Annotated in this window: 22 protein-coding genes, 1 pseudogene and 1 riboswitch; of the genes and pseudogenes, 11 read left to right on the top strand and 12 right to left on the bottom strand. The window is 63.9% G+C overall.

The features are described 5' to 3' along the window. Positions 1–35: 35 nt before the first annotated feature. The gene (locus GZ092_RS01600; RefSeq protein ID WP_293633936.1) at positions 36–1,037 is read right to left on the bottom strand and encodes a sialic acid TRAP transporter substrate-binding protein SiaP; all 1,002 of its coding nucleotides are present in this window, start codon (positions 1,035–1,037) and stop codon (positions 36–38) included. Positions 1,038–1,122: 85 nt separating this feature from the next. Next, positions 1,123–1,854 (bottom strand): FadR/GntR family transcriptional regulator, encoded by a 732-nt coding sequence (locus GZ092_RS01595; RefSeq protein WP_293633934.1) that lies wholly within the window; start codon positions 1,852–1,854, stop codon positions 1,123–1,125. Between the two features lie 158 nt (positions 1,855–2,012). Between GZ092_RS01595 and GZ092_RS01590 the strand changes: the two genes are divergently transcribed. From GZ092_RS01590 to GZ092_RS01580, 3 genes are all read left to right on the top strand, one after another. Then, positions 2,013–2,744, top strand: a complete 732-nt coding sequence (locus GZ092_RS01590; RefSeq protein WP_293633932.1) for an SDR family oxidoreductase — start codon at positions 2,013–2,015, stop codon at positions 2,742–2,744. A gap of 53 nt (positions 2,745–2,797) precedes the next feature. Beyond that, entirely contained in the window at positions 2,798–3,646 is an 849-nt protein-coding gene (locus GZ092_RS01585; RefSeq protein WP_293633930.1) for a fumarylacetoacetate hydrolase family protein, read from the top strand. 207 nt (positions 3,647–3,853) lie between these two features. Further along, positions 3,854–4,627 carry a class II aldolase/adducin family protein gene (locus tag GZ092_RS01580; RefSeq protein ID WP_293633928.1) on the top strand — a complete coding sequence of 258 codons (774 nt, stop codon included), beginning with the start codon at positions 3,854–3,856 and terminating at the stop codon, positions 4,625–4,627. A 45-nt stretch (positions 4,628–4,672) separates the two neighbouring features. Here GZ092_RS01580 and GZ092_RS01575 read toward each other — a convergent pair whose 3' ends face one another. The 3 genes from GZ092_RS01575 to GZ092_RS01565 are packed head-to-tail and all read right to left on the bottom strand — an operon-like array spanning position 4,673 to position 6,090. After that, positions 4,673–5,530, bottom strand: a complete 858-nt coding sequence (locus GZ092_RS01575) for a transglutaminase family protein (RefSeq protein WP_293633926.1) — start codon at positions 5,528–5,530, stop codon at positions 4,673–4,675. Between the two features lie 60 nt (positions 5,531–5,590). Continuing rightward, a complete protein-coding gene (locus GZ092_RS01570) occupies positions 5,591–5,905 on the bottom strand; it encodes a hypothetical protein (protein ID WP_293633924.1) in 315 nt (104 codons plus the stop codon). Further along, positions 5,905–6,090 (bottom strand): DUF1328 domain-containing protein, encoded by a 186-nt coding sequence (locus GZ092_RS01565; RefSeq protein WP_293633922.1) that lies wholly within the window; start codon positions 6,088–6,090, stop codon positions 5,905–5,907. Before GZ092_RS01565 ends, GZ092_RS01570 begins: the two co-directional genes overlap by 1 nt. A 464-nt stretch (positions 6,091–6,554) precedes the next feature. Between GZ092_RS01565 and GZ092_RS01560 the strand changes: the two genes are divergently transcribed. Next, positions 6,555–7,664 (top strand): alkene reductase, encoded by a 1,110-nt coding sequence (locus tag GZ092_RS01560; RefSeq protein ID WP_293633920.1) that lies wholly within the window; start codon positions 6,555–6,557, stop codon positions 7,662–7,664. 67 nt (positions 7,665–7,731) lie between these two features. Here GZ092_RS01560 and GZ092_RS01555 read toward each other — a convergent pair whose 3' ends face one another. The 6 genes from GZ092_RS01555 to GZ092_RS01530 all read right to left on the bottom strand — a co-directional run bounded on the left by GZ092_RS01555 (position 7,732) and on the right by GZ092_RS01530 (position 13,868). Next, the gene (locus GZ092_RS01555; protein ID WP_293633918.1) at positions 7,732–8,385 is read right to left on the bottom strand and encodes a thiamine phosphate synthase; all 654 of its coding nucleotides are present in this window, start codon (positions 8,383–8,385) and stop codon (positions 7,732–7,734) included. A 216-nt stretch (positions 8,386–8,601) separates the two neighbouring features. Continuing rightward, positions 8,602–9,420, bottom strand: a complete 819-nt coding sequence (locus tag GZ092_RS01550; RefSeq protein WP_293633917.1) for a thiazole synthase — start codon at positions 9,418–9,420, stop codon at positions 8,602–8,604. Positions 9,421–9,422: 2 nt separating this feature from the next. Further along, complete coding sequence (gene thiS, locus GZ092_RS01545) at positions 9,423–9,632, bottom strand: sulfur carrier protein ThiS (protein ID WP_293633916.1); 210 nt, start codon at positions 9,630–9,632, stop codon at positions 9,423–9,425. Continuing rightward, entirely contained in the window at positions 9,629–10,702 is a 1,074-nt protein-coding gene (thiO, locus tag GZ092_RS01540) for a glycine oxidase ThiO (RefSeq protein WP_293633914.1), read from the bottom strand. Before thiO ends, thiS begins: the two co-directional genes overlap by 4 nt. Positions 10,703–11,023: 321 nt before the next feature. After that, entirely contained in the window at positions 11,024–12,952 is a 1,929-nt protein-coding gene (gene thiC / locus GZ092_RS01535) for a phosphomethylpyrimidine synthase ThiC (protein ID WP_293633912.1), read from the bottom strand. Positions 12,953–13,042: 90 nt separating this feature from the next. Continuing rightward, a riboswitch (TPP riboswitch) is annotated at positions 13,043–13,157 on the bottom strand. 60 nt (positions 13,158–13,217) lie between these two features. After that, the gene (locus GZ092_RS01530; RefSeq protein WP_293633910.1) at positions 13,218–13,868 is read right to left on the bottom strand and encodes a hypothetical protein; all 651 of its coding nucleotides are present in this window, start codon (positions 13,866–13,868) and stop codon (positions 13,218–13,220) included. A gap of 259 nt (positions 13,869–14,127) precedes the next feature. Here GZ092_RS01530 and GZ092_RS01525 point away from each other — a divergent pair, with 259 nt between their 5' ends. Beyond that, a complete protein-coding gene (locus GZ092_RS01525; RefSeq protein ID WP_293633908.1) occupies positions 14,128–14,712 on the top strand; it encodes a Spy/CpxP family protein refolding chaperone in 585 nt (194 codons plus the stop codon). Positions 14,713–14,907: 195 nt separating this feature from the next. Further along, positions 14,908–15,250: pseudogene (locus GZ092_RS01520) on the top strand (NAD(P)H-dependent oxidoreductase); the annotation flags it as partial. Positions 15,251–15,619: 369 nt separating this feature from the next. Here GZ092_RS01520 and GZ092_RS01515 read toward each other — a convergent pair. Next, positions 15,620–16,153 (bottom strand): hypothetical protein, encoded by a 534-nt coding sequence (locus GZ092_RS01515; protein ID WP_293633906.1) that lies wholly within the window; start codon positions 16,151–16,153, stop codon positions 15,620–15,622. 627 nt (positions 16,154–16,780) lie between these two features. Between GZ092_RS01515 and GZ092_RS01510 the strand changes: the two genes are divergently transcribed. From GZ092_RS01510 to GZ092_RS01490, 5 genes are all read left to right on the top strand, one after another. Beyond that, the gene (locus GZ092_RS01510) at positions 16,781–17,632 is read left to right on the top strand and encodes an endonuclease/exonuclease/phosphatase family protein (protein WP_293633904.1); all 852 of its coding nucleotides are present in this window, start codon (positions 16,781–16,783) and stop codon (positions 17,630–17,632) included. A 74-nt stretch (positions 17,633–17,706) separates the two neighbouring features. Further along, the gene (clsB, locus tag GZ092_RS01505) at positions 17,707–18,984 is read left to right on the top strand and encodes a cardiolipin synthase ClsB (protein ID WP_293633902.1); all 1,278 of its coding nucleotides are present in this window, start codon (positions 17,707–17,709) and stop codon (positions 18,982–18,984) included. A 7-nt stretch (positions 18,985–18,991) separates the two neighbouring features. Beyond that, positions 18,992–19,993: a YbhN family protein gene (locus GZ092_RS01500; protein ID WP_293633900.1), complete on the top strand. Its 1,002-nt coding sequence runs from the start codon at positions 18,992–18,994 to the stop codon at positions 19,991–19,993. A gap of 71 nt (positions 19,994–20,064) precedes the next feature. Continuing rightward, positions 20,065–21,459, top strand: a complete 1,395-nt coding sequence (locus tag GZ092_RS01495; protein ID WP_293633898.1) for a putative DNA modification/repair radical SAM protein — start codon at positions 20,065–20,067, stop codon at positions 21,457–21,459. Continuing rightward, entirely contained in the window at positions 21,450–22,472 is a 1,023-nt protein-coding gene (locus GZ092_RS01490; protein ID WP_293633896.1) for a TIGR03915 family putative DNA repair protein, read from the top strand. Before GZ092_RS01495 ends, GZ092_RS01490 begins: the two co-directional genes overlap by 10 nt. Positions 22,473–22,585: the final 113 nt, after the last annotated feature.

The following is a 22,585-nucleotide window of genomic DNA, read 5'->3' as shown; positions in this document are numbered from 1 at the left end:
CCAGGCCCGAAAGCAAGGCGGCCAGCGGGCATCCACTACTTCAGCGCGGTGATGCGGTCGTAGTCCTGCTGGCGGTAACCGTGGTCGGTCGGCTTGGTGTTCTTCAGCACCGCTTCGCGAAAGGCGGCCTTGTCCACCGTGATGACGTTGTTGCCCTTTTTCTTGAACTCCTCGACCAGGCGGATTTCAGAAGCGATGATCTCGCGACCGGTCTTCTCGGCAGCTTCCTGCATCACGTCCGAAAAAATCTTTTTCTCGTCGGCCGACAACTTGCTCCACAACTGGCCGGAGGTGATGGTCAGCAGCGAGTCGATGATGTGGCCGGTCAATGAAATGTTCTTTTGCACCTCGTAGAACTTCTTGGCCTCGATGGTCGGCAGCGGGTTTTCCTGCGCATCGACGGTGCCGTTTTGCAGCGCCAGGTAAACCTCGGCAAAGGCAATCGGCGTGGCATTGGCGCCCAGCGCCTTGGGAAACGCCAGATAGGCCGGCGCGTCGGGCACGCGGATCTTCAGGCCCTTCATGTCCTCGGGCTTGGTCACCGGCCTGGCGGCGCTGGAGGTGACGTGGCGCGCGCCGTAGTAGTTGAGCGCGGTGATGTGGTTGCCGCTCTTGTCGTCGTAGCCCTTGGCGAGTTCCTTGAAGACATCGCTCTTGGCATAGCTCAGCAGGTGCTCGGCGTCGCGGAAGATGAAGGGAAAGTAGGTGACGGCCAGCGGCTTGTAGGTGTTGCCGGCAAAGCTGGCGCCGCTCAGGATGATGTCCACCGAGCCCAGCGTCAGGCCCTGGTTGATGTCGGCTTCCTTGCCCAGCGTGGAGGCCGGGAACACCTGCACCTCGTACTTGCCATTGGTGCGCTTCTTGATCTCGTCGCCGGCCCAGACCGACCATTTGTGAAACGGCTCGGAGGTTTCATAGACATGCGCCCATTTCAGCTTGGTTTGCGCCGATGCCATGCCGGATAGGCCCATTGCGCCCGCCAGCAGGGCGCAATACGCTATGGTTTTGAGAGTGCTTCGCTTGTTCGGATGGTTCATGATGTCTCCTCTGTGGGTGGGTTGCTGGCTTTGCCGGGGGCGGGCGATGCACACGCCAGTCGTGCACCGCTTGTGGGGTAGGCGGCTACCTGGGCTTTTGCGCCTGCCGCCAGCTCACGCTGAAACGGGTGTGCGAGTTGTCCATGTGCTGGTGCATGGCCAGCCGGGCAGCGGCCGGGTCGCGGCTGCGGATGGCCAGCAGGATCGCGTCATGCTCGGCAATGGCGGCGCGCCAGGAATCCAGGGTTTCAAAATAGCCTGTCAGCCGCTCGAACAGCGGCCCGCGCCGCGAGTCCCAGAAGCGCTGCACGGTCTCGATCAACACCACATTGCCGCAGGATTCGACGATGGCGGTGTGAAAGTCGCGGTCGCCTTCCAGCGGCAGCACGTCCTGGTCGGCGTCAAGTTGCATCCGGGCCAGCGCCTGGGTCATGGCCGCGATGTGCCCGGGCCTGGCCTCGCTGGCGGCGAGGGCGGCGGTTTCGCCTTCCACGACCCGGCGGGCGCGGATCAGCTCCAGCGGCCCCCATTCGTCGGCCGGAATCTGCGGCTGGCGGGCGGCCACGCGGCTGGCCGGGCTGCTGCGGTCCAGCACATACACGCCCGAGCCGGTGCGCACCTCGACCCAGCCTTCGACTTCCAGCGCAATCAGCGCCTCGCGCACCGACGGCCGGCTCACACCCAGTTGTTTGGCCAGGTCGCGCTCGGCCGGCAGGCGGCTGCCGACGGCCAGTTCACCTGCGCTGATCAGTGTGCGCAACTGCGCGGCTATCTGCCGGTACAGGCGCTGGGGTTCGACGGTTTGAAGAAGGGACATGCGCAAAAAGCTGAAAACTCGAATTAAGGGTTAGCCAGAATTGGCCAAGTGGTAAGGCCAATTAATAATCCCATGAAACAGGTGCCCCACCCATCCGGCAAAACCCTGCCCTGGCGCCTGCGGCTGTGCGGATCGACAACCCCTCCCAAGGAAACAAGATGAGACTCGAAGGAAAAACCGCGCTGGTGACCGCCGCCGGACAGGGCATCGGCAAGGCCAGCGCGCTCGCCATGGCGGCCGAAGGCGCGCAGGTCTGGGCCACCGATGTCAATCCGGCGCTGCTCGCCAGTTATGACGGCGTGCCCAATGTCCGCACGGCAGTGCTCGATGTGCTCGACAAGCAGGCTATTCAAACGCTGATGAATGACTTGCCGCCGCTCGATGTGCTGTTCAACTGCGCCGGTTTCGTGCATGCCGGATCAGTCCTGCAGGCGACCGATGCCGAATGGGAGTTTGCCTTTCAGCTCAATGTGCGCGCGCAGTTCTGGATGATCCAGGCGGCGCTGCCGAAGATGCTGGCCAACCAGGGCGGCAGCATCGTCAACATGGCCAGCGTCTGCGGCTTCAAGGGCCTGCCCAACCGCTTCCTGTACGGCGCGTCCAAGGCCGCCGTCATCGGGCTGACCAAGAGCGTTGCCGCCGACTATGTGGGGCAGGGCGTGCGCTGCAATGCGGTCTGCCCCGGCACGGTGGACACGCCGTCGCTGCAGGAGCGCATCAATGTGTTTGACGACCCGGTCGAGGCACGCAAGGGCTTTGTCGCGCGCCAGCCCATCGGCCGGCTGGCGCAGGCGCATGAAATTGCGCCGCTGGTGGTGTTTCTGGCCAGCGACGATTCGGCCTTTGTCACCGGCCAGGCCTACAACATCGACGGCGGCATCACGATCTGACGCCGTTGACTGAAGATGAACTGATTCACCCCCCAAAAGAAAAAGGAAACCTCATGAAACTCGTTCGCTACGGCCACCCCGGCCAGGAAAAACCCGGCCTCATCGACGCGGCCGGCCAGCTGCGCGACCTGAGCAGCCTCGTCGGCGACATCGGGCCGGACCAGCTGGGCGATGCGGCGCTGGAGTCACTGCGCCAGCACGACACCAGCACCCTGCCGGCGGTCGAAGGCTCGCCGCGTTTGGGCAGTCCGCTGACCGGCACCCGCAAGTTCATCGCCATCGGCCTGAATTACGCCGACCATGCCGCCGAATCCGGCTTGCCGATTCCTGCCGAGCCGGTGGTGTTCATGAAAGCCACCAGCTGCATCCAGGGGCCGAACGATGCGGTCATGCTGCCCCGGGGTTCGGTCAAGACCGACTGGGAGGTCGAGCTTGGCGTGGTCATCGGCACGCGCGCACGCTATGTGGCGGAAGGCGAGGCCTTGAGTCATGTCGCCGGCTACTGCACCATCAACGACATCAGCGAGCGCGAATACCAGATCGAGCGCGGCGGCACCTGGGACAAGGGCAAGGGCTGCGACACCTTCGGCCCGCTTGGGCCCTGGCTGGTGACGCGCGACGAGGTACCAGACCCGCAGAACCTGGGCATGTGGCTGGATGTCAACGGCCGGCGCATGCAGACCGGATCGACCCGGACGATGGTGTTCAGCGTCGCCAGGATCATCAGCTATGTCAGCGAGTTCATGACGCTGGAGCCGGGCGATGTCATCACCACCGGCACGCCCCCAGGCGTCGGCCTGGGCATGAAGCCCCCGGTCTACCTCAAGGCGGGCGACACCATGGCACTGGGCATCGAGGGGCTGGGCGAGCAGCGGCAGGTGGTGGTCGCTTTCCAGCGCTAGGCGAAGCTTTCCCGGAAAATCGATAAAAACCCTGCTTTCCGCACTGCCCACGGGCGATATTAGCTATATTTTCAATAGCAATTGATCCAGGTTTCCCCTGGCTCCCAAGTCGGGCCGGGGCCAGCGGTGTCGCGCGGGAAACAGCGGTGCGGACGCCAGGCGTTGTAGGCTGACGGCCCCCACCACGCATATTCCAGGAGTCACCCCATGAACATTCCTTCCCTGCAGAGCACGGTCAGCGCCGAAGAATGGCAGCTGCGCTGCGACCTGGCGGCCTGTTACCGGCTCGTGGCGCTGTACGGCTGGAGCGACCTGGTGTTCACCCACATCAGCGCCAAGCTGCCCGAGTCGGTCTCCGGCGCCAGCGCGCACCATTTCCTGATCAACCCGTATGGGCTGATGTTCGACGAGATCACCGCGTCCAGCCTGGTCAAGGTCGACGAGCAATGCCACAAGGTCATCGAGTCGCCATTTCCGGTCAACCCCGCCGGCTTTGTCATCCACAGCGCCGTGCATGAAGCCCGGCCGGATGCAGCCTGCGTGCTGCACACCCACACCCGGGCCGGCGTGGGCGTCAGTGCGCAGGCCGGCGGCATCCTGCCGATCAGCCAGCAATCGACCTTCGTGCTGGCGTCGCTGGCCTACCACGACTACGAAGGCGTGGCCTTCAGGGACGCTGAAAAGCCGCGCCTGCAGGCCGACCTGGGCCGCGCCAATTTTCTGGTGCTGCGCAACCACGGCCTGCTGGTCGTCGGCAAGTCGATTGCCGATGCGTTTCTGAGCATGTACATCTTTGAGACCACCTGCCGCATTCAGGTGGATGCGCAGGCCGGCGGCGGCGCGCTGACGACGGTCAATCCGCTGATCGTCCAGGGCGTGTCCGAAGCGATGCGCGTGCAGACCGGGGGCCTGGGCGGCGCCTTTGCCTGGCCGTCGCTGGTTCGCAAGCTGGAGCGGCTAGACACCAGTTACCGGACCTGACCAGCGCCCATCAGGCGCGTGGAGAATTTAGCGACGGGCCGGCGTTCAGAAACCCGCCAGGCCCGGCGAGGCTGCAGTCGCAGGCTCTGCGTCGCTGCCCTGGCCATCGGCGGGCATTTCGCCCTCATCGACGGTGATTTCCTTGCGCAGCATCTTCACATCGCCAAAAATCGTGGCAAAGGCCACGTCCTTGGCATCGCGGCCGGTGCCGATGCGCACCAGCCGTTCGATGGGCGCCATGCGCGTGGCGTCGAACAGCACCCAGCGGCCGTCAAGCCAGGCCTCGAACACGGCGTGAAAGTCCTGCGGCGGTTCGGCAAATTTCACATAGCCCACCACCAGCCGCGCCGGAATGTTCAGCGCCCGGCACAGCGTGATGCCCAGGTGCGCAAAGTCGCGGCACACGCCCACGCGCTGGACGAACACGTCCTGCGCCGTGGTGGTCGGCTGGGTGACGCCGGCCTGGTAATCAACCGATTCGTGAATCCAGCTTTCCACCGCGCGCACCCGGCTCGTGCCCGGCGGCAGGTGGCCGAACAGCTGCTGCGCCACGCGGCGCAGCGAATCCGATTCGCAGTAACGGCTGGGCATCAGGTAACGCAGCACATCGTCAGGCAGGGCGCTGACGGGCGTCTCGTCCAGCTGCAGCGGCTGCGCGGACGGATGCAACTGCACCCGGGCGTGGTAGTTGACCGACAGCACGCCCTTGGGCGCGTCCAGGCGAATGAAGCGGTTGCCGCTGCGCTCGTCCGAAAAATGCCGCACCTTCATGCTCGGCGTGATGGTCAGCCTCTCCTCGACAACTTCGTGGCCAGGATCAAACGCGGCGCCGATGTTCAGCAGAAAATGCGCCGGGCTGCTCACTTCGTATTCGAGCAGGCAGTCAACCAAAGAAGTGTGCATGAAGGGGTGGCTCCTGTAGAGGAAAAACAAAGAAGGGCAGCGGCGTGGCAAGCCGGCCGGCTAGTCACGCCTGCGCGGCGGGGGAGTGGGCGAATCGCTGCCGGCAAACCAGTTCTTGCAGGTCACGAACACGACGCGGACGGCGCGCTCGAGCATGTCTGCGGACAGCGCGGAACGACGGCGGGCCCTGAGCCTGAACACCAGCAGGAACTCGGCAATCCTGGAGGGAAACCCGACCTGGCGCTGAGGCGGGATGGCCGGCACCGGGTGGCGCTTCGTTTCAGCGGATTCCTCCCGGGAAGACCAGCCCTGAAAAATACGGTCTTTCAAGCGTGACACCGCCGATGCGGGCGGCTTGCTGTCGGCAGGCTCCATCACTTCATCATTTTCTTGGCAGCGCCCACGCCCAGCGCCGCCAGCACGATGAAAATCAGTGCCAGGATCAGGAACAGACCGAACAGGATCTTTGCAATGCCTGCCGCACCGGCAGCAACGCCGCTGAACCCCAGGGCGCCGGCGATCAGTGAAATGACCGCGAAAATAATTGCGTACTTGACCATTTTTATTTCCCTTCAATGCCTTGGCCACAAGCCCGGGCACAAGTCAGTCATAGACAACCATTCGCAAGCAGATGACTTGTATCGTAAAAGAGCATGCCGGTTTTCAGAATAAGCACTGCCCTTTGCGCCTTGTAGGACAGCGCCTTGCCCGTCGCGCAAGTACCGCAAGCCTGCCGGTCAGAGTGTCCTATCGTGACATGGTTCCATGACCGGGGAATGACGTACTTTCCATGCCATTATGGCCCGATGGTCAAACCGGCAACCTCGGGCAAAAGCGGGTGGCCTTGAGCAGAATCAAAAAGCTTCGGCTGGCCTGCACCGCACGCCCCGGTTCATAATTGGCAGACAGTTCTGGCAACGCTTCCCATGCGCCAGACAGCCCGGACAAGCCGATCCGGTGCAGCACGCCTGTGGTTCAGTTCTGGCCGGCGGCATGCCTTTTCACACCAGAACCAGGAAATCCCATGTCTTCTTTATTCGACACCGTCCAGGCCGGCGATCTGCTGCTGGCCAACCGCATCGTGATGGCGCCGCTGACCCGCAACCGCGCGCCCGACGCCATTCCCACGCCACTGATGGCCGAGTACTATGCCCAGCGCGCCACGGCCGGTCTGCTCATCACCGAAGCCACGGCCATCAGCCACCAGGGCCAGGGGTATGCCGACGTGCCCGGCCTGTACGGCACCGAGCAGCTCGACGGCTGGAAACATGTGACCCAGGCGGTGCATGACGAGGGCGGCAAGATCGTGGTGCAGCTCTGGCACGTCGGCCGTGTCTCGCATTGCGAGCTGCAGCCGGACGGCGGCCAGCCAGTCGCGCCTTCTGCCATCACCGCCAAGACCAAGACGGTGCTGATCCGGGACGGCGTGCCGACCTTCGTGGCCACATCCGAGCCGCGCGCTCTTGACGCCGGGGAACTGCCCGAGATCGTGCACACCTACCGGGCGGCAGCGCTCAATGCGGTGGACACGGCCGGTTTCGACGGCGTGGAAATCCACGGCGCCAACGGCTATCTGCTCGACCAGTTCCTGAAGAACGGCTCCAACCAGCGCACCGACGACTACGGCGGCCCCATCCGGAACCGCGCGCGCCTGATGCTGGAGGCGACCCGCGCCATCGTGGACGCGATTGGCGGCGGCCGCACCGGCATCCGGCTGTCGCCCGTGACGCCGGCCAACGATGCCTTCGACAGCGACCCGCAGCCGCTGTTCGAGTACGTCGTCAAGCAGCTGGCCAAGCTGAACCTGGCGTATGTACACCTCATCGTCGGCGCCACCGGCGGCCCGCGCGAGATGCCCGAGCGCCCGTTCGACTATGCGGCGCTGAAGGCGGCCTACCGCGCGGCGGGCGGCAAGGGCGCCTGGATGGTCAACAACGGCTACGACAAGGCGACGGCCGAGCAGGCGCTGAAGGATGGCGCCGACCTGGTCGCCTTCGGCAAGCCCTTCATTGCCAATCCGGACCTGGTCAGGCGGCTGCGCCTGGATGCGCCCCTGAACGAGCCCGACAAGGCAACCTTCTACGGCGGCGGCGCCGAAGGTTACACCGACTATCCTGTGCTATCGAATGAATAGCTGAAAATGCCCGCGCCACCTGCGCAAGAAGATGTTTTGATACCTGAAATGGTGGTAGGGACGCTTTTCAGCCGGCGGCCAGCCGCATGCCGTCCAGTGCCGCCTTATGCGGGTCGGCCGCCAGCGTCACCGCGCTGACCACTGCCGCACCGTCGTTGCCGCCACCCAGGCAGGCCAGCACGCCAGGCAGGCGCTCCAGCGAGATGCCGCCAATCGCCACCACCGGATACGGCGCGGCCAGCGTGGCCCATTGCTTCAACTGCACCAGCCCGACCGGTTGATACGGCATGACCTTCAGCGTGGTCGGGTAGATCGGGCCAATCGCCAGGTACGACGGCTGCACCGCCCTGGCGCGCGCCAGTTCGGCCGGCGTGTGCGTGCTCAGGCCCAGCCGCACACCGGCGCGGCGCAGCGCGTCGATGTCGGCAATGTCCAGGTCTTCCTGGCCCAGGTGTACGCCGTAGGCACCGGCGGCCAGCGCGAGTTGCCAGTGGTCGTTGATGAACACCTGCGCACCCTGCACGTGCTTGCCCGCTTCGACGGCGGCGAAAACTTCGCGCTCGATTTCGGCGGCGGTGTGGCCGGCGGCCTTGAAGCGCAATTGCACCGTGCGCACGCCCCAGTCGAGCAGGCACTGCACCCAGGCGGCGTCATGCACCACGGGGTAAAAACCGATGGGGCCGGTCAGGGAAGGGAAAGGCGTGGCGGATGTATCAGTCATGGCAGTGATTCCTTGGAGTTTTTTTATGGCAAGCCCATCGGCCAGGTCAGGCGGGACAGCTTGTGCCTTGGGGTCTTTCTCCCTCTGCCGCTTGCGCAAGTGGGCGGGGGTGGGGGTTGGGCACAGGCATACAAAGCCGGGGAACCCTCACCCCTGCCCTCTCCCAAAGGGAGAGGGAGAAAGAAAAAATTCGGAAAGCCGTAAAGCCGGCTTGCCTCAACCGGCATGCCAGAACGGAACGCCGACGGTCGAGGTCGAGGCCTGCGCCGCGGCGTGCTCGGGCATGGGCGTCGATTCATATGCGGCGCGGCCGGCCGCCACGCCATCGGCAAAGGCCCGCGCCATGCGCACCGGGTCGCCCGCCTGCGCCACGGCGGTGTTGAGCAGCACGGCGTCAAAGCCCAGTTCCATCACCTGCGCGGCATGCGACGGGCGGCCGAGTCCGGCATCGACGACCAGCACCGCGTCGGGCAAACGCCGGCGCATGGTTTCCAGCGCGTAAGGGTTGAGCGGCCCGCGCCCGGTGCCAATCGGCGCGGCCCAGGGCATCACCGCCGCGCAGCCTGCCGCGTGCAGGCGCTGCGCCATCACCAGGTCGTCGGTGGTGTAGGCGAACACGGCAAAGCCGTCTTTCGCCAGCGTGGTGGCGGCTTCCAGCGTGGCCACGGTGTCGGGCTGCAGCGTGTAGTCGTCACCGATGACTTCAAGCTTGATCCAGGTCGTGCCGAAAATCTCGCGCGCCATCTGCGCCAGCGTGATGGCTTCTTCAGCGCTGTGGCAGCCCGCTGTGTTGGGCAGGATGTGGCAACCGAGCGCCTGGATTCGCTGCCAGAAACTCGTGCCGCCACCGGTTTCAGGCTGCAGCCGGCGCAGGCCGACCGTGAGCACTTCCGTGCCGCTGGCGCGCACCGCGTCACCCAAGACCTGCGGCGACGGGTAATGCGAGGTGCCAAGGAAAAACCGGCTGGACAGCGTCGTGCCGGCGACGGTCCAGGGATTGCCGTGGGCGATGGATGAATTTATGGGATTGCTCATGCTTAGCCTCCGGTGATCGGCGTGACCACATCAATTTTGTCGCCGCCCTGCAAACTGCGTTCCGGCCATTGCGGGCGCGGCACAAAGCCGCTGTTGATGGCGCAGGCAAAAGCGCTTTTCAGGTCGTAGCCGCGCTCCAGCAGCAGGCCTTGCAGCGTGGCGGCTTCGGTAGCGATGCGTTCGCCGTTCAGGGAAATTTCAAAATTGCTCATGTTGCCTCCGTGCTGTCAGTGCCCAGGAGTTTATGGGCCAGTTCATCGACCACGGCCGGCGCGCACAAATAGCCATGACGGTACAGGCCGTTGATGTGCCAGACGCCGCCCCGCAGCACCACGGCCGGCCGGTGGTCGTCCAGCGCCGGACGCAATGCCGCCGACAACCGCAGCACCCGCGCCTCGCCAAAGGCCGGGTGCAGGCTGTACAGCGCACTGCCCAGTTCCAGCGTCGAGCGCAGGGTGACCGGGCCGGTGTCTTCCGATTCCAGCTCGGTCGCGCCGACGACGAACTGGTGGTCCGGCCGGGGCGCCACGTACAGCGCGTAACGCGGGTGCATCAGCCGCACCGGGCGCTGCAGGGTGACGCCATGACATTCGACCCGCAGCACCTCGCCGCGCACGCCGCGCACCTCGGGCCACTGCGCCTTGCTGCCGACGCCGCGTGCATCGACCGCCACATCGACGGCGTGCGTGGCATCGGCGCAAACGATGCGGCCTTCTTCCAGCCTTTCCACCGCCTGGCTTTCATGCCACTGCCCGCCGAGCCGGTCGATCTCAACAGCCAGCGCAGCCATCCACTGGTCGTTGGCCAGCTGGCCTTCGCTGTCCAGGAACAGCCCGCCGCCAAAGCGCCCGGCCAATGCCGGCTCCTGCGCGGCCAGCGCGGCCGCATCGAGCGTGTGAACCTGCGCGCGGCATGATTCGGGCAGCTTGTGCTGCAGCAGCCGGGTGAAATGTTCCAGCGACGACTGGTCGGGCGCATGTGCCACGACCAGCGTGCCTTTCTGGCGAAAGTAAACCGGCGCGCCGCCGCCTTCGGCCAGCTCGTCAATCCAGCGCGGCCAGAGCACCATCGAGCGCTGGCCCAGCGCGAATACGGCGTCGTCCGACACGGCCAGTTCGGCCAGCGGCGACAGCATGGCCGCCGCCGTCATGCTGGCCGTGTCCAGCGCAGCGCGTGGGCGTGAATCAAACAAAGAGACGCGGCAGCCAGCGCGCAGCAGCCGCCAGGCCAGCGTGCGGCCAGCCAGGCCGGCGCCGGCGATACCGATGTGAAGGGAAGTCATGGTAAAAATTTGGAAATAGCGGGGTTGAATGAACTGCAAGGGTAGCGGGATGGCGATGACGGCAAGGTTTCAACGCCTCCTTCTTCCTCCCTCTCCCTCCGGGAGAGGGCTGGGGTGAGGGTTAGCGATGCGCGCAATCGTGGACGAGAAAATATACTGATAAAAGTCACTAGATTTCAATAAAAAGTGCGGCTTTCGCAACAGGGACGGGCGCAAGCAGCTATTTTCTTGATAGCAAATTTGCTATTTCTGAAGGGTGCGGAGAGCCCTCACCCTAGCCCTCTCCCGGAGGGAGAGGGAACAAGGCGGGGCGGTTCAGCGTCAGGAATAAATCTCGCTGCCGCCCTTGCGGAATTCCTCGGCTTTTTCCTCGAAACTGGTTTCGACTTCGACCGCGATTTGCTTGATGGCAATCACGCCCGAAGCCTTCGCCAGCGTCGTCGTTTCCGGGTTCAGCCGCGCAAACTCGCGCACCTCCTGCGAGATTTTCATCGAACAGAACTTCGGCCCGCACATCGAGCAGAAATGCGCCACCTTGGCGTTTTCCTTGGGCAGCGTTTCGTCGTGATAGGCCATCGCCGTATCCGGGTCAATCGCCAGGCGGAACTGGTCTTCCCAGCGGAATTCAAACCGCGCCTTGCTGACCGCGTTGTCCCACATCTGCGCGCCCGGATAGCCCTTGGCCAAATCGCCCGCGTGGGCCGCAATCTTGTAGGCAATCAGGCCCTGTTTCACGTCGTCGCGGTTCGGCAACCCGAGGTGCTCCTTCGGCGTAACGTAGCACAGCATCGCGGTGCCGTACCAGCCAATATTGGCCGCACCCATCGCCGACGAAATGTGGTCGTAGCCGGGCGAGATGTCGGTGATCAAGGGGCCAAGCGTGTAGAACGGCGCTTCAAAACAGGCCTCTAACTGCTTCTCGACGTTTTCCTTGACCAGTTGCAGCGGCACATGGCCGGGACCTTCAATCATCACCTGCACATCGTGCTTCCAGGCGATCTGCGTCAGTTCGCCCAGCGTGTGCAGTTCGGCGAACTGTGCTTCGTCATTCGCGTCGGCAATCGAGCCGGGGCGCAGGCCGTCGCCCAGCGAGAAGCACACGTCATAGGCCTTCATGATCTCGCAGATGTCCTCGAAATGCTCGTACAGAAAGCTTTCCTTGTGGTGCGACAGACACCATTTCGCCATGATGGAGCCGCCGCGCGAGACGATGCCCGTGAGCCGGTTCGCCGTCAGCGGCACATAAGCCAGGCGCACGCCGGCATGGATGGTGAAGTAGTCGACGCCCTGCTCGGCCTGCTCGATCAGCGTGTCGCGGAAGATTTCCCAGGTCAGGTCTTCGGCCTTGCCGTTGACTTTTTCCAGCGCCTGGTAGATCGGCACCGTGCCGATCGGCACCGGCGAATTGCGCAGAATCCATTCGCGCGTTTCGTGGATGTTCTCGCCGGTGGACAAGTCCATCACGGTGTCGGCACCCCAGCGGATCGACCAGGCCAGCTTGTCCACTTCTTCCTCAATGCTCGACGTGACGGCCGAGTTGCCGATGTTGGCATTGACCTTGATCAGGAAGTTGCGGCCAATGATCATCGGCTCGGTTTCGGGATGGTTGATGTTGTTCGGAATCACCGCACGGCCGCGTGCCACTTCGTCACGAACGAATTCGGCCGTGATGTCTTTTGGAATCGACGCGCCGAAGGAATGGCCGGTTTTCGGTACGCGCTCGGTCGCCAGACGCTCGGCCAGCTGGGCGCGCACCAGGTTTTCACGGATGGCGATGTATTCCATCTCGGGCGTGATGATTCCCTTGCGCGCGTAATGCATTTGCGACACATTGGCGCCCGCCTTGGCACGGCGCGGCAGGGGCGCGTCGCTCATGCGCAAGGCCTTCAGGGCCGGGTCGTTCAGGCGTTCGCGGCCGTAGGCGCTGGTGATGCCGGGCAGGGCGTCGGTGTCACCGCGCTCGGCAATCCAGGCGGCGCGCAGGGCCGTCAAGCCGCGCGTGATGTCAATGGTGGCCGTCGGGTCGGTGTAGATGCCGGACGAGTCGAACAGGCGCAGTGGGGGGTTGGCTTCACGCCGGGTTTCACTGCCTTCGGCGACCAGCGTGTCGGTCAACGTGACTTCGCGAAACGGCACGCGAATGTCGGGCCGCGAGCCTTCGATGTAGATCTTGCGCGAGCCCGGAAAGGGCGTGCGGGTGATGCGGCTGGTCAGGTCTGCTGCATCGACGGAAAGAGGGGTCTTGGCCATGGTTGTCTCCAGAAGGTAGTGGGTGCCTGCCTGGGGAGCCGGAGATGTTGCCGTGAAACCACCGCGTGAAGCGGTGAAAACGGAGTACCGGAGCCAAAGTGCCTTGTTTCCTACGCGGGGATGATCCCGATCAGGTTCAGCGGGTCTCGCAAAATTGCGATCTCAGCCTCGGATGTAAACATCCTTGGCACCCCGACAAGCTGCGGCGATTGTAAGCACAGTGGCCGGCGGCGGGCAAGACCCGAGCCGTCAGCAGTTGTACGTTTCAGCCGAAGCGGCTGGGCTGGCCGACCAGTTTTTTGGCCAGTTCATCCAGTAGCCTGGCGTTGAACTGCGCCGCCGGATAGGTGGGGTTGAGCACGCCAAACCCACCCACGTTGGTCACGCGACAGGCGATGCGGCCGGCGTCATGCTCGGGCGTCAGCGTGATGAAGGCGCGCGACTCGGTCTGGTAGTCGAATTCATAGGCCAGCAGCTTGCCGCTGTCGGGGTGGCGCAAGTCCTTGCGTTCATGCTGGATCTGGCCGACCGACAGGCGGTTTGTCACGCGTTCCAGATCGGGCAGAAAGTTGACGGTGACGGTATGGGTCGCTACCTGCCCGGTGGCAGGCAGCAAGTCCCAGCCGACGCCGATGTAGTCGAAAACCTCCGCATTGCGCAACATCTTGCGACGCGCATCGCAGCGGAAATTGCGCTGCACCAGATCGGGAAACGGCGCCTTGCCGTCCAGGCTGTAAGCGCCGGCTGCAGGCGGCTGAATGACGTTGAGCTGGGCGCACAAATCCTGCAGATAGGCCAGCGCCGTCCGGCAGGCCTTCTCGCAGGACTCGGTGCCGGCCATGAGGTCGCGCTGCGCGCCGAGTTCCAGGCCTTGCAACGCATTCGCACGACTTTTCAGTTCCGATAAAAAACTCATGGGCGGCCCGGTTCCTGTTGCATTTTGAGGACAAAGCATAGCGCAAGCTGGGTGGCCGGATGGGCGCACCCGCCGTGCTTGCAGAACGTCCGGGCGGCCGCGCGCAGGCCGGGAAAGCCGGCGGCCGCAACACGGCTTTCATGCAACTTTACAAACCATCACAACGGCGCAATGGCGGCGATACACAGGCGCGCCACACTTGCCTCCAAGCTGTCGCCAATTCCTGGTGCCAGACCTTTTTCATCCAAAGGAAGCTTCCATGAAATTCGCACTCAAGTCACTCAACGGCCTGATCCTTGCCAGCCTGCTGGCCACCACTGGCGCCGCCATGGCGCAAGGCACCGACGCGGCGCCCGCAGCGCTGAAACCCGGCACGTCGGCAACCGCAGCCCAGAACGCCAGGCAGAACCATGCCGGCGAGCACTGGATGGGCCGCCAAGACCCCGCCAGGATGCAGGCCTGGATGGCCAAGCGCCAGGCCGAGTTGAAAGCCACGCTCAAGATCACGCCGGCCCAGGAAGGCGCATGGACCAGCTTCACCGCTGCCATGCAGCCGCCGGCCCGCATGATGGGCGGCGAACGTCCCATGGCCGCGCAGCGCGCCGAACTCGACAAGCTGACCACGCCCGAGCGCATTGACAAAATGAAGGCACTGCGCACCCAGCGCATGGCCGAAATGAACGCCGAGATGGACAAGCGCAGCGAAGCCACCAAGGCCTTTTACGCCGCCCTGAGCCCCGAGCAGCAAAAAACCTTTGATGCCGAGCACAGCCGGATGGGAAAAATGGGCCGGCACGGCGGCCCCGGCCACCATGATGGCGGCATGATGCATCGCCGGGGATAAAACCCGCCAGCGTTGCCGGACCCCTTGAAAACCCGTTCGGGTTGCGCTTGCGAGCGCGGCCCGTGCGGTTTTTTCATGTCCGCATGCAATCGCTGATTTGCTATGTTTTAAATAGCTGTCTACGCAGTTGCGTATTGCGCAAACCGTGGATTTCATAATTTTTCATGGTGCCAACATTTCTCAAGCTGTTGTAGGGCGAATGCCGTCATCATCGTGACGCCGGTGTACTGGTACCAGCCGCCCAGCCCGCTCAAACTCATGATCGACCGCTTGGTGTGCTCCGACGTTGACAATCCGGACTCCACCAGCACACACGGCAAAAAGCCCGGGGAAGCCAAGGCAAGGCGCTGGAAATGAAGGGATGGGACTATCCCAAAAACCTGGCCGGCCGTGTTTACGGCCTGGTGGTGCATGGCGACGTCGCCGGCATTGAAGGCTCCCGGCGGGGCTTGTCGGACTGGCTGGACTGGATGGGACTGATCGACGCGGGCAGCAAGGCGCGCCTATACCGCTTTCACGGGGCCCTTTTTACGCGCCAGGAGTGTGGGCGACCGAATGTTTTTCGAGTGAAAAGAACCTTGTTGGCTCGGGAAAAATTCGCGGTTTGGCGCCAGACCTTCAAGTTTTGAAGCCCAAAGAAACCTGCATCGGTCGAGCAAGCGCAGCGATGCAGGTTTTTTGCATCGCGGACTGGGTATTGTTGCTATTTTTTGTATAGCTGAAAAGCATTGCCGGACTTGCGGCAAGCCTTTATTTGATACTTTTTTTAAATTTTCAAGCGCTGCGATCTGGACAATCCACGTATTTGCAGCGCATGGCCCATTACAGGCCTTGCAGCAAGTGGCGACCGGAATGAGCAGCGTGCCACAAGGGCAAGCCGCTCATAACCTGCGCGCCTTACCCGGTTTTAGCGGGTCTTGCCTGCACCCGGACCAGAAGCATCCGGCGAGCCCTGAACGCCTGATCCCGTCATGGCCGAGCCACTACCGGTGGAGCCGGAGCTGTTCATGCCCTTGCCGGCTGCGGCAGCCTTCTTGCTGTTGGCCATGCCTGTGGCCGAGCCAGAATTATCTGGCGAGCCGCTTGCGCCTTTGGCAGCCTTGGTCCCGGAATGATTCATGCTCTTTTTGTGAGTTGCCGCAGCTTTCTTCTTGCCCATGCCCGCGCCGGGGCCGGAAGCGTCTGGCGAGCCCTGCACGCCTGAGCCGGTCATGGCCGAGCCGCTGGCACCTGTGGTGGCCGAAGGGGTCATGCCCTTGGTCATTCCGGCAGCACCCTTGTTGCCCATGCCCGCGCCGGGGCCGGAAGCGTCTGGCGAGCCCTGCACGCCCGAGCCGGTCATGGCCGAGCCGCTGGTACCCGAACTGCTGGTCTGCGCCTGGGCCATACCGCCCATCATCAACGCTGCCGTGACCGCAAGGGTCAACGGAATAAATTTCATGGATGACTTTTTCAACATAAAAACTCCTTTAAATCGGGATAAAAATGCGCTCGCCACTTGAGGGCCAGCGAAAGCACTCGGCCAGTCTATTGCTCACGCCGGAGCACTTTTGCCAGAGATACACATTTCCCGCTGTAGGACGCTGACCTTGCGCAGCATGGCGCTTGCACGGTGTTTTCTGGAACTGGCTCATGCGCTGGACTGGGTGCTTTGCTTCGTCCTGGCTGCGCGTTCCTCGACATCGGTCCCTTTTTCCTCGTCACACGTGTGCCTGACCAGGAACTGCCGGACACCGCATGAAAGTCAGCAAGCCAGAGCCAAGGTTTGTATCAGACACGCCCGCACAGGCACGCAAGAAGCGCCTGTCTTGCCGATGCGGTCTGGCGGTCTGGCTTGTGGCCAGGCGATCGGGCCAGTGGATCCGGACAAGCTTGACTTTCAAGGCGCGCCAGCCGGCCCGGCAGAAATAAGTTACCGTCCTACAGTGCTGAATACGCCGCCGGACAACAATCATGCTTCGTCAAGCTTGGCCGGTTTGCGGTCTCCCGTCGCCGCCAGATTGTTGCCCCTTTTTCCTCCAACACCGCGCTGCTGCCGGCAATCCTTGACCCAGCGTCCGAGAACCTCATGCCCCACAAAATCAAAACACTTCATGCCCAGCCCCGTGCAAGGCGTCTTGCGGCCAGCGCCGGCCCCACAGCAGACGAGCAACTCACCGCAAGTGCCGACCCGGCATCTTCCTTCAAGGTGCTCACGGTCAACATCCACAAGGGCTTCACTTTCTTTAACCGCAAGTTCATCCTGTCCGAATTGCGCGACGCGGTGCGCACCGTGGGCGCGGACGTGGTGTTTTTGCAGGAGGTGACCGGCAGCCACCTCAAGCATTCGGAAAAGTTCGACAACTACACCGACCAGCCGCATTACGAATACCTGGCCGACAGCATCTGGGACCAGTTTGCCTATGGCCGCAATGCGGTCTATACCAACGGCCACCACGGCAATGCGCTGCTGTCCAAGTTTCCGATTGTCAAATTTGAAAATCGCGACATTTCCATCAGCGGCCCGGAGCGGCGCGGCATGCTGCATTGCGAATTGCAGGTGCCCGGCCAGAGTCACACGGTTCACGCCATCTGCGTGCACCTGGGGCTGGTCGAAACCCACCGCACCCAGCAGATGAAGCTGCTGTGCGACATGGTGCGCAAGGAAATCCCGGCGCGCTCGCCTGTCGTGGTGGCGGGCGACTTCAACGACTGGCGCCGTCGTGCGCATGCGCAAATGGCCAAGGACGCCAACATGCACGAGGTGTTCGTGCAGGCCAACGGCCATGCGGCGCGCACCTTTCCGGCCCGGTTGCCGCTGCTGCAGCTGGACCGCATCTATGTGCGCAATGCAGTTGGCCATTCGCCCATCGTGCTGCCCAGCCATCCGTGGTCGCACCTGTCCGACCATGCGCCGCTGGCGGCCGAGATCAGGCTTTAACCGGTTCTTGCCATGCCGCCTCACCACGCCGTTTCCCGATCATTTCAGGGCCAGTCTGCCCGCCCGGAAAAGGCATGACGCGCTGGGTCGGCGGCAACCGCTTTCACTTGCTGGAAAACGGCGAGGAATTTTTTCCGCGCGTTTTTGAATCGATTTCCGGCGCCGGCCACGAGGTGGTGGTGGAAACCTTCATCTTGTTCGAGGACAAGGTCGGGCTGGCGCTGCACGCGGCGCTGCTGGCGGCGGCCTCGCGCGGCGTGCAGGTCGACTTGACGATTGACGGTTTCGGCTCGCCCGACCTGTCGCCCGGCTTCATCTCGGCGCTGACGCAGGCCGGCGTTCGGGTGCATGTGTTCGATCCGGCACCGCGCCTGTGGGGCTGGCGCACCAACCTGTTCCGGCGCATGCACCGCAAGATCGTGGTGGTGGACGACCAGCGTGCCTTCATTGGCGGCATCAACTATTCAGCAGACCACCTGGCCGACTTCGGGCCTGAAGCCAAGCAGGACTATTCGGTCGAGATCGAAGGCCCCATCGTCTCGGTGATCCATGCGTTCGTGCACAAGGCGCTGGCGGCCGGGCAGCACAACACCGGCAGGAGCCTGGCAGGCCAGCTGCGCGAGCGCATCACTGACCGGGCGCATCTGCTGACGAATCGCTGGCGCGCAGACCCGGCGCCGGCGGGCGAGGCAGCGGCCATTTTTGTCACCCGCGACAACCGCTTGCACACCACCGACATAGAGCGGCATTACCGTATCGCCATCCGTGCCGCCCGGCACCGCGTGGTGATTGCCAACGCCTACTTTTTCCCCGGCTACCGGCTGCTCAGGGAAATGCGCCGGGCCGCCCGGCGCGGCGTCCAGGTCCGGCTGATCCTGCAGGGCGAACCCGACATGGCGATTGTCAAGATCGCCGCCAACATGCTGTATGGCCACCTGCTGTCGGCCGGCGTGCAGATCTTTGAATATTGCGAGCGGCCGCTGCACGGCAAGGTGGCGGTGTCGGACGACACCTGGTCCACGGTCGGTTCGAGCAACCTGGACCCGCTCAGCCTGTCGCTGAACCTGGAGGCCAACGTGATCATCAAGGACCGCGCCTTCAACCAGCACCTGAGCGAGCGGCTGGACGACCTGGTACACAACAGCTGCAAGCAGATTCACGTGACTGATCTGACGGAATGGAGCTGGTGGCGTTCGCTGCGCAGCTTTTTCGTCTTCCACCTGCTCAGCCGCTACCCGGCATGGGCAGACTGGCTGCCGGCGCACAAGCCGCGCCTCCTGCCGGCGAAAGTGGCCGACACGACGCTCGAAAGTGCGGGCGCTGACCGGGTCAGCCAGGCCGACGCGGCATGAGGCACCCATGAGCGACAGCCTGCAATCTTCAGCGCGCCCCGGCAGTCCGCCAGGCGTGCGGCGCAAGCTTGCCGACCGGGCCTGGTGGCCATGGCTGCGGCGCGCTGCCACGACCTTATTCTTCGGCCTGGTGGCCTGGCTGCTGGTCTCGCAGGCACGCACCATCGAATGGGGCAGGGTGCTGTCATCGCTGCAGGACTATCCGCTGTCTGCCTCCTGGGGCGCGGTGGCGCTGGCCGTCGCCAGCTACGGGCTTTACAGCTGTTTTGACCTGCTCGGGCGCCACTACACCGGCCACCCGCTGCGCGCTTTCACCGTGATGCAGCTGACCTTTGTCAGCTACGCCTTCAACCTCAACCTCGGCTCGCTGGTCGGCGGCATTGCCTTTCGCTACCGGCTGTATTCGCGGCTCGGGCTGGCCATGGGCACCATCACCCGCGTGATCAGCTTCAGCATGCTGGCCAACTGGATGGGCTACCTGCTGCTGGCCGGGCTGGTGTTCAGCCTGCAGCCGCCAGCCTTGCCGCCCGGCTGGAAAATCGATGCGTTCCAGTTGCGGCTGATCGGCTTTGCGCTGCTGGGACTGGCACTGGCCTACCTGGCCGCCTGCGCCTTTTCCAGCCAGCGCAGTTTCAGCCTGCGCGGCCACGACATCGAGCTGCCTTCGCTCAGGCTGGTCGGGCTGCAACTGGCCATGGGCGCGGGCAACTGGCTGCTGATGTCGGGCATTGTCTTCATCCTGCTGCAGCAGCGCATCGATTTTTTCAGCGTTGCCAGCGTGCTGCTGCTGGCGGCGATTGCCGGCGTCATCACCCACATTCCCGGCAACCTGGGCGTGCTGGAGGCGGTGTTTGTCGCGCTGCTGTCGCACCGCCTGCCGGAGCATGAACTGCTGGCCGGCCTGATCGCCTACCGGGTGGTGTATTTCCTGGTGCCGCTGCTGGTGGCGGCAGTGATCTACCTGGTGATGGAAACCCGGGCCCCGAAAGCAGCGCTGCCCCGGGCCTGAAGCCCCGACCCCATTGCGGCCATTGCACCGGCCCCGATGCCCATCTGGCTCAAACACTGTATATTATTACAGTGTCACATCCTACCCTTCAGTACAAGCTGGCCATCCTGGCCGATGCCGCCAAATACGATGCGTCGTGCGCCTCCAGCGGCACCGGCAAGCGCAATTCCATTGGCGGCCGGGGCATTGGCTCGACCGAAGGCAGCGGCATCTGCCACAGCTATGCGCCCGATGGCCGCTGCATCTCGCTGCTGAAAATCCTGCTGACCAATTTTTGCACCTACGACTGCCTGTACTGCGTCAACCGGGTCAGCAGCAATGTGCCCCGGGCGCGCTTCACGGTCGATGAAGTGGTGGGGCTGACACTCGATTTTTACCGGCGCAACTGCATCGAGGGCCTGTTCTTGTCCAGCGGCATCATCCAGAGCCCGGACTACACCATGGAGCAGGTGGTCGAGGTGGCGCGCCGGCTGCGTGAAGACCATGACTTCAGGGGCTACATCCACCTCAAGACGATTCCCGACGCGTCGCCCGAGTTGCTGGCCCGCGCCGGCCTGTATGCCGATCGCCTGAGCATCAACATCGAGCTTCCCACGCAGGGCAGCCTGCAGGCGCTGGCGCCTGAAAAGGACGGACCGGCGATAAGGCGCTCGATGGCGCGGCTGCGCGGGCATATCGACGACGCCAAAGGCGCTGCGCACGACCAGTCGCGCATTTCAATCATCTCGCTGCCGCAGTCGCGCCGTGCAGGGCGCAGCGCCGCACCGCTTTTTGCGCCGGCCGGGCAAAGCACGCAGATGATCGTTGGCGCCGATGCGACCGACGACCGCACCATCCTGGGCGCCAGTGCATCGCTGTATGACGATTTCAGAATGCGGCGGGTGTATTACTCGGCCTTCAGTCCGATTCCGGATGCGTCGGCGCGACTGCCCCTGAAGGCGCCGCCGCTGATGCGCGAACACCGGCTTTACCAGGCCGACTGGCTGATCAGGTTCTACGGCTTCACCCATGACGAGATCGTTCCCGCAAACCCTGCCGGTAGTGCGGCCGACTTGGCGCCGGCCAGCGGCATGCTGGCGCTCGACATCGACCCCAAGCTCGCCTGGGCGCTGGCGCACCGGGCGCAGTTTCCGGTCGATTTGAACCGGGCGCCGCGCGAAATGCTGTTGCGCGTGCCGGGCCTGGGCGTCAAGGCCGTGGTGCGCATATTGCAGGCACGGCGGGTGCGCGATGTGCGCGCCAGCGACCTGCTGCGGCTGCATGTGCCGCTGGCCAAAGTCTGGCCTTTCGTGCTGCTGCCCGACCACCATCCCGGCGCCACGCTGGATGCCGCCAACCTGGCGACTCGCCTGCGGCCCGCACCCGCACAGGCTGACCTGTTTGATGAACCGCAGGTGGCAGAACCCCTGGCGGCAGCAAAACTGCCCGTCCTGAATCCTCTGGAAAGGACACCTGCATGCACCTGAAAAATGACCGCCTGACCAGCGAGTTGTTCCCGTCCACGCTCACACCCGTGATGCTGCACGGTCCCGCCGACCTGCAAGGCTTTCGACGGGCGGCCCGCAGCCTGCTGGCCCGGCAGGTGCCCCCCGAACAGGTGTCCTGGCACACCAGCAACGCGCCGGTCCAGGACCTGTTCTCAACGCCGGATTTGACGGCTGCAGCGGGCAATGCCGAGGCATTCAGTGATGCACCGGCGGTGAAAGTGCCGGCCGAATTCATGGCGCTGTGCGAAAGCGTCATCCTGCACCGCGACCCGAACCGCTTTGGTTTGCTGTACCGTATTTTCTGGCGCCTGGCGCATGAGACCGGCCTGCGCCACGACCCGCTCGATCCGGACCGGCTACAGGCTGCGCACATGGCGCAGGCGGTGCGGCGCGACCTGCACAAGATGAAGGCATTCGTGCGTTTTCGCTCGGTGCAGGACGAGCGTTTCAGGGCGCATCCCGAAGACGGCCCGCTGCATGTCGCCTGGTTCGAGCCCGAACACCACATTGTCGAAGCCGTGGCGCCGTTCTTTGCACGCCGCTTCACGCAAATGCGCTGGGCCATCCTCACGCCCGACTGCAGCGTCGAATGGGATTGCAGCCGCAGCCCGTTGGCCACCGCATTGCCGCCCCGCACAGCGGCGCAGCCGGTTCAACCGGAGCCTGCCGCCATGAAGGGCCAGCTGCGTTTCGGCCCTGGCGCGAAAAAAAGCGATGCGCCGCCTGCCGATGCCGGCGAGCAGCTCTGGCTTACCTACTACCGGCACACCTTCAATCCGGCGCGCCTGAAGATGAAGGCGATGCAAAAGGAAATGCCGCGCAAATACTGGCGCAACCTGCCCGAGGCCGCATTGATCGGACCGCTGGCGGCCATGGCGAACGAGCGCAGCCTGCACATGGTCGCGCAGCCAGCCAGCGTGACTCGGCGGCGCCTGCCGGTGCGCAAGGAAGGGCTTGTTTCCAGGCCTGGAAACTATGATTTTGATAGCTGAATTCGCTTGACAGTCGTGCGCTAGCGAATGATTTTTCTTGTAATCGGGTGGTTTTTTCGTGGTAGGGCTGGCCGCCCCCCCCCCAGGCCAGCAGGCATAACCGCGTAAACCCA

Origin of the sequence: Polaromonas sp. (assembly GCF_010365105.1) — a bacterium.
Lineage (GTDB): Bacteria > Pseudomonadota > Gammaproteobacteria > Burkholderiales > Burkholderiaceae_C > Polaromonas.
The sequence above is the reverse complement of the archived record's forward strand: the minus strand, read 5'-3'. Positions and strand labels throughout refer to the sequence as shown.